Here is a 541-nt window from a genome sequence, read left to right as displayed (position 1 = left end):
CCGCCCGGCGTCGATCTCGGCCCGGATGTCCTTGTCTGAGAGAAGCACGTCCCGAGGATACGCAAGGCGCGCGGAGCCCCCGTAATCGCGACGGCTCCACGCGCCCATGACGTACCCGTATGCCTTCTGCCTGCCTGCGACCGAGCACCGGCGGCTGTCACCGGTCCCGGCCACCGCCGGGGCTAGTGCTTCTCCAGCACCACCGGCACGACGCTCCGCAGCCGCGCACAGCGCGGACAGCGGACGAGCCGTCCCGGGCCGAGGCGCTCGGCCTGCTGCATCGGGAACGAGGCGGTGGTGAACACGTGCCCTTCGGCACAGCGGACGACGGTGCGCTCCATCAAGTCGCTTGAGTCCCTTCCCCAAGAGCCGCGTCGGGCTGCTGCTTGCCTGACGACAAAAGCCACAGTACGGGATCAAAGAGACGCCCCTCCAGGCGGCACTCCGGTCCCGTCCGGACCCTCCGCGACGCCCCCACCGTACGCCCCCACCCCCGCCCCCGTCCCCCCCTCCACCCCCTCCCAACAACCCCAGTACACCC

At 71.0% G+C, this 541-nt stretch carries 1 protein-coding gene; it reads right to left on the bottom strand.

The annotated features are described in order from the left end of the window. Positions 1-182 precede the first annotated feature (182 nt). Positions 183-344, bottom strand: coding sequence for a hypothetical protein (locus tag CCN42_RS42410; protein WP_158102053.1), 162 nt, complete (start codon positions 342-344; stop codon positions 183-185). Positions 345-541 lie beyond the last annotated feature (197 nt).

This window comes from Streptomyces glaucescens (assembly GCF_002154375.1).
GTDB classification, from domain to species: domain Bacteria; phylum Actinomycetota; class Actinomycetes; order Streptomycetales; family Streptomycetaceae; genus Streptomyces; species Streptomyces glaucescens.
This window is presented reverse-complemented; position numbering and strand designations above follow the sequence as displayed.